Below are 6,087 nucleotides of genomic sequence, written 5' to 3' on the forward strand. Positions count from 1 at the left end.
GGGCGGCGCCCCCGGACCCTGACGGAAGCACTCATGACTGCACTGCGCACCCCCGAGGATGTCGGGGCGAGGGAGAACTTCAGCCGCTGGGCCAACCGGCACCGCAAGTGGCTGTTCGCAGGTCCCTCGATCGCGTTCACCGCCCTTCTGCTCGCCATCCCGCTCGGCTGGACGCTGTTCCTGAGCTTCACAGACGCCAAACGGTCCGTCAGACGCAAGTTCGACTTCAACGGACTCGAGAACTACGCCGAGGTCCTCACCGACACCGAGCGCTTCTGGCCGGCGGTGTGGCGCACCTTCGCCTTCACCGGAGGAGCGCTGTTCTTCGAGCTGATCCTCGGAATGATCATCGCGCTGCTGCTGTGGAAGCCGTTCCGCGGCCAGGGCGTAGTGAGGACCATCATCTTGCTGCCGCTGGTGGCGACGCCGGTGGCGGTCGGCATGATGTGGCGGCTGCTGTTCGAGCCGAACATCGGCTTCGTCAACGAGATGCTGTCCTGGGTCGGCATCCCGCCGCAGCCGTGGCTGGCAGACCCCGCCACGTCACTCGCGACCCTCACGTTCGTCGACATCTGGCAGTGGACGCCCATGGTGGCCCTGATCCTGCTCGCCGGACTCACCGGTCTGTCGGAGGAGCCGCAGGAGGCGGCGAAGGTCGACGGGGCGAACGGGTGGCAGCGGTTCTGGTACGTGACGGTGCCGCTGATGCGCCCGGTGATCGTCGCGGCCGTGCTGCTTCGAGGCATCGACGCGCTGAAGACCTTCGACATCCTCTACGCGACCAAGGGCAAGGGCGGGGGCGCGTTCCACGACGTCGAGACGCTCAACGTCTACGCGTACGGCCTGAGTTTCGACTACAACGAGTACGGATTGGCGTCGGCGGTTCTCATCCTGTTCTTCCTGCTGATCCTGGGTGTGATCTGGGTTCTCCAGATGCAGCGAAAGGGCAAGGACTCATGATGACCACGGCAGACACCCGCACGCTCGTCGCCGGTGGCGCGAGGCCGCCGATGCTGCGCCGACGCAAGTTCCGCTGGGGTCCGGTGGGACGCTTCGTCGGGCTGGCACTCATCGTGCTCGCCTTCCTGGGACCCATCGTGTGGATGGTGCTGGCGAGCTTCAAGCTCAACGTGCAGATCTACGATCCCACCAAGGCGTTCCTCTTCGATCCGACGCTCGAGAACTACGGCACGGTGTTCGACCCGCGTCGTGGCAACTACCTCGTCTACATCTGGAACTCGTTCTTCGTCGCCTTCATGGCCACCGCGCTCTCGCTCGTGCTCGCCGTTCCTGCCGCGTACGCGATGAGCCGCTTCCTGATGAACAAGTCCGCGATGGTCGTGCTGCTGGCTCGGATCATCCCCGGCGTGAGTCTTCTCGTGCCGTGGTACTTCATCTTCGCCCAGCTGAAGATGACGGGCGGCTACCTGCCGCTGATCCTCTCGCACATGTTCGTCTCGCTGCCGCTGATCCTCTACATCATGATGTCGTTCTTCGATCAGCTGCCCGAGGAGCTGGAGGAGTCGGCCCAGGTCGACGGACTCACCGCGATCGGGGCGTTCTTCCGCATCACTCTTCCGCTGTCGGTGCCCGGCATCGCGACCGCGACGATCCTGTCGTTCATCTTCTCGTGGAACAACTTCATGTTCGCCCTGGTCCTCTCCGGCAACTCCACCAAGACGCTGCCCGTCGCGATCTTCGACTTCATCGGCTATGCCTCGATCGACTGGGGTGCGCTGATGGCGGCCTCCGTGGTCGTGACGACGCCGATCATGCTGATCGCACTGTTCACCCAGCGGTACATCGTGACCGGTCTCACCGCCGGCGCGACGAAGGGCTGAACCATGCAGGCGACATCGACGATCTCCATCGTGGTCATGGGGGTGCAGGGCATCGGCAAATCGACGATCGGCAGGAGACTCGCTGAACGGCTCGGCGTCCGTTTCGTGGAGGGCGACCGACTGCATTCCGAGCGGAACATCGAACGGGTGGCGGCGGGGACGCCGCTCACGGACGAGGATCGCGTGCCGTGGCTGCATGCGGTGGGCGAGCAGCTCACCGCGCACGTCAGCGACGGCGGGGCTGTCGTGGCGTGCTCCGCTCTGCGGCGCGAGTATCGGGAGATCATCCGCGAGCACGACCCCGCGGTGTATTTCGTCGAGCCATGGGCGCCGATCGAACTGGTGCGGGAGCGGGTGGGCTCGCGCACGCACGAGTACATGCCGGCCTCACTGCTGCAGTCGCAGTACGACACCCTCGAGCCGCTCGACGCCGACGAGCGCGGCATCCGGGTCAGCGTGACAGCCGAGCCGGACATGATCGTCGACGCGGTCGTGGCCGATCTCCCCCCGAAGACAGGACGAGACGAATGACCGCCGTGATCGATCGCGTGGAGTCGTTCCCGATCGCGCCGCGCTGGCTCTTCGTGCGCATCGAGACCAGCGACGGACTCGTCGGGTGGGGGGAGGCCTCGCTGGAGGGCTACGCCGACGTCGTGCGTGCGGCGGTCGATCAGTTCGCCGCGTACCTCATCGGCACCGATCCCGGCCTGATCGAGGACCATTGGCAGGTGCTCACCAAGAGCCAGTTCTACCGCGGAGGGGCAGTGCTCGCGAGTGCGGTCTCCGGCATCGACCAGGCGCTGTGGGACCTCAAGGGCAAGCGTTTGGGCGTGCCGGTGCACGATCTCCTCGGCGGCGCGGTGAGGGACCGGATCCGCGCATACGGATGGGTGGGCGGTGACGACCCGGCGGAGATCGCCGAACAGATCTCGGCGCAGCTCGATGTCGGCCTCACCGCCGTGAAGATGAACGGATCCGGGAAGATGAGCCGCAACGGCTCGGTGGCCGAGCTCGACGGCGTCGTCGCGAGGGTCGCCAGCGCGCGCGCCACTCTGGGGCCCGATCGCGATGTCGCCGTCGATCTCCACGGCCGGTTCACGCTCGCGACCGCCCGTCGGCTGGCGCCGCTGCTGGAGCCGCTGCATCCGTTCTTCATCGAAGAGCCGGTCGTCCCCGAGAACTCCCACATGATCGGAAGGATGGTCGATGCGACGACCATCCCGATCGCGACGGGGGAGCGGCTGTACAGCCGGCAGGAGTTCCTCCCGGTGCTGCAGGCCGGCATCGCGGTCGCGCAGCCGGATCTCTCGCACGCCGGCGGCATCTCCGAGGTGCGTCGGATCGCCGCGCTCGCCGAGACGTTCGACGCGGTGATCGCTCCGCATTGCCCGCTCGGTCCGCTGGCGCTCGCCGCATGCCTGCAGGTCGGCTTCGCGACGCCGAACCACCTGATCCAGGAGCAGTCGATCGGCATCCACTACAACAAGGGCGCCGAGGTGCTCGACTACGTGCTGGACACCTCCCCGCTGAAGTTCGTCGACGGAGGCTTCGAGCGGTTGACCGGGGCGGGTCTCGGTGTCGAGATCGACGAGCGCGCGGTGCGCGAAGCCTCATCCCGCTGGGAGACGTGGCAGAACCCGATCTGGCGTCATGCCGACGGATCGGTGGCGGAATGGTGAACGTCCACGAGAATGGAGCCCGCAGTGAAGATCGATAAGGCCGAGGTCATCGTGACCAGTCCGGACCGCAACTTCGTCACGTTGAAGCTGACGACGGATGACGGGCTGAGCGGACTGGGGGACGCGACGCTGAACGGGCGTGAGCTCGCGGTCGTCGCGTACCTGACCGAGCATGTGGTTCCGCTGCTGGCTGGCCGTGATGCGCATCGGATCGAGGACACCTGGCAGTTCCTGTACCGATCGGCCTATTGGCGGCGGGGGCCGGTGACGATGGCGGCGATCGCCGCCGTGGACATGGCGCTGTGGGACATCAAGGCGAAGGCCGCCGGGATGCCGTTGTACCAGCTGCTGGGCGGTGCGAGCCGTACCGGACTGATGGCGTACGGGCACGCGTCGGGCAAGGAGCTGCCGGAACTGTTCGACAGTGTGCGTGCGCACCTGGATCAGGGCTACAGGGCGATCCGCATCCAGACCGGGGTTCCGGGGCTGAAGGCGATCTACGGGATCGCGTCGCAGGCCGCCGATGCCGGTGGGGGCGAGGCCCGCTACGACCATGAACCGGCGCGCCGCGGTACGGTGCCGACGGAGGAGGACTGGGACACCCGGTCGTACCTGCGCCATCTTCCCGGCGTCTTCGAGGCCGTACGAGCCGAGTTCGGCCCCGAGATCCCGCTTCTGCACGACGGGCACCACCGGATGACGCCGATCCAGGCGGCGAAGCTCGGGAAGGACCTCGAGCCGTACGACCTGTTCTGGCTCGAGGACTGCACGCCGGCCGAGAACCAGGAGGCGCTGCGCCTGGTGCGTCAGCACACGACGACGCCGCTCGCGATCGGCGAGATCTTCAACACGGTCTGGGATTTCAAGGACCTGATCCGCGAACAGCTCATCGACTACGTGCGCGGTGCCGTCACGCACATGGGCGGCATCACCGCGCTGAAGAAGACGATCGACTATGCGGCGCAGTATCAGATCAAGTCGGGCTTCCACGGGCCGACGGACATCTCGCCGGTGGGGATGGCCGCGCAGATGCACCTCGGGCTCAGCATCCACAACTTCGGCATCCAGGAGTACATGCAGCACGGCGAACGGACGAACCAGGTCTTCCAGCAGTCATTCACCTGGAACGACGGCCTGCTGCACCCCGGCGACGCACCGGGGCTGGGGGTCGAGCTCGACGTCGACGAAGCGGGCAGGTACCCGTACGAGCAGGCCTACCTGCCCTACAACCGCCTGGCCGACGGCACCGTCCACGATTGGTGAGTGAGCGGCGCGCGACGGTGGCCCGAATGTCCGGGCACCGGCATACGATCTGCGCATGACAGAAAGTTCACAGACAGTACGTCCGGCGACCCCGGAGGACGTCGCCGCACTGGTGCGCCGCGCGCACCATGAACCCATCACCGTGGTCTCGGGCGGCCACGGGCCGTGGTCGCACGATGAATCGCCCGGTCTGCGCATGGAACTCGCAGAGCTCGCCGACATCCGCATCGACGGCACTGCAGTGCACGTCGGCGGCGGCGCGACATGGGGAGCGGTCGCCGCAGCCCTCGCAGGGGAGGGGCTCGCCATCAGCTCCGGTGACACAGCGACGGTCGGCGTCGGCGGCCTCACCCTCGGCGGCGGGATCGGTTGGATGGTGCGCGGCTGGGGGCTCGCGGTGGATCAGCTGCGCGGTGCGCAGGTCGTGACGGCGTCAGGGGAGATCGTCGAGACCTCCGCGACCGAGAACCCCGACCTCTTCTGGGCGCTGCGCGGAGGGGGCGGCAACTTCGGTGTCGTGACCCGGTTCGATTTCGAAGCGCATCGCATCCCGGGCATCGTGTACGCGGAGTACGCGATCGGGGGCGACCCGGCGGCGGCACTGCGCGCCGCTCGCGATGTGATGCGCACGGCGGCGCGTGAGCTGACGGTGACGTTCATGGATGTCCCCGCGATGGATCCGAGTGCACCGGCCGGCGCGCGGCTGGCCGCGGTATGGGCGGGCGACGACGTCGACGCGCTCGAGGAGACGCTCGCACCGATCGCGGCGCTGGACGGCATCGACGCGACGGTGACGACTCCGGCGTACCGGGACATCCTGCTCGAGATGCCAGTGCCTGATGCGGGGGAGGAGGCGCCCGCTCCTCCCGGCTTCATCGGAGGCAACGGCCTCTTCGCCGAGCTGGACGACGAGATGATCGACCGGCTCGTCGCGTTCCGTGCGGCCTACCCGGCTTCGGTGGTCTTCCTGCGCTCCCTCGGCGGTGCGTATGCCGATGTGCCTCAGGACGCGACGGCGTTCCCCGCCCGGTCGGCCACATGGTTCGTGATGGCGGGAGGCTTCGACATCCCCGGCATGATCGATGACGGCACCCGGGCGGCGATCCTCGCCGACTGGCGCCGGATAGAATCGGGCCGCCTCGCCGAGTACGGCAACTTCGCCGACACGGAGCGCCCCGCCGCTGTGCCGGGGATGTTCACCCCGGAGGCGTACGAAAGGCTGCGCACGGTCAAGGCGAAGTGGGACCCGCAGAACCGCTTCCGGCGCAACCACAACATCGCACTGTGATGCGAGAAGGGGGGGG

General features: G+C 67.4%; 6 protein-coding genes. All 6 read left to right on the forward strand.

Annotated elements, in window-relative coordinates:
* Positions 1-33: 33 nt before the first annotated feature.
* The 6 genes from ACNPNP_RS19215 to ACNPNP_RS19240 are packed head-to-tail and all read left to right on the forward strand — an operon-like array spanning position 34 to position 6,071.
* Positions 34-960, forward strand: coding sequence for a carbohydrate ABC transporter permease (locus tag ACNPNP_RS19215; RefSeq protein WP_448967634.1), 927 nt, complete (start codon positions 34-36; stop codon positions 958-960).
* Positions 960-1,841, forward strand: coding sequence for a carbohydrate ABC transporter permease (locus ACNPNP_RS19220; RefSeq protein ID WP_448967635.1), 882 nt, complete (start codon positions 960-962; stop codon positions 1,839-1,841). The genes ACNPNP_RS19215 and ACNPNP_RS19220 overlap by 1 nt, the downstream gene beginning before the upstream one ends.
* A 3-nt stretch (positions 1,842-1,844) precedes the next feature.
* On the forward strand, positions 1,845-2,372 hold the full coding sequence (locus ACNPNP_RS19225) for a gluconokinase (RefSeq protein WP_448967636.1): 528 nt from the start codon (positions 1,845-1,847) through the stop codon (positions 2,370-2,372).
* Positions 2,369-3,520 (forward strand): galactonate dehydratase, encoded by a 1,152-nt coding sequence (dgoD, locus tag ACNPNP_RS19230; RefSeq protein WP_448967637.1) that lies wholly within the window; start codon positions 2,369-2,371, stop codon positions 3,518-3,520. Before ACNPNP_RS19225 ends, dgoD begins: the two co-directional genes overlap by 4 nt.
* A 24-nt stretch (positions 3,521-3,544) precedes the next feature.
* Positions 3,545-4,783 carry a D-mannonate dehydratase ManD gene (gene manD, locus ACNPNP_RS19235; RefSeq protein ID WP_448967638.1) on the forward strand — a complete coding sequence of 413 codons (1,239 nt, stop codon included), beginning with the start codon at positions 3,545-3,547 and terminating at the stop codon, positions 4,781-4,783.
* A gap of 55 nt (positions 4,784-4,838) precedes the next feature.
* Positions 4,839-6,071 (forward strand): FAD-binding oxidoreductase, encoded by a 1,233-nt coding sequence (locus ACNPNP_RS19240; RefSeq protein WP_448967639.1) that lies wholly within the window; start codon positions 4,839-4,841, stop codon positions 6,069-6,071.
* Positions 6,072-6,087: the final 16 nt, after the last annotated feature.

This window comes from Microbacterium xerophyticum, assembly GCF_053543555.1.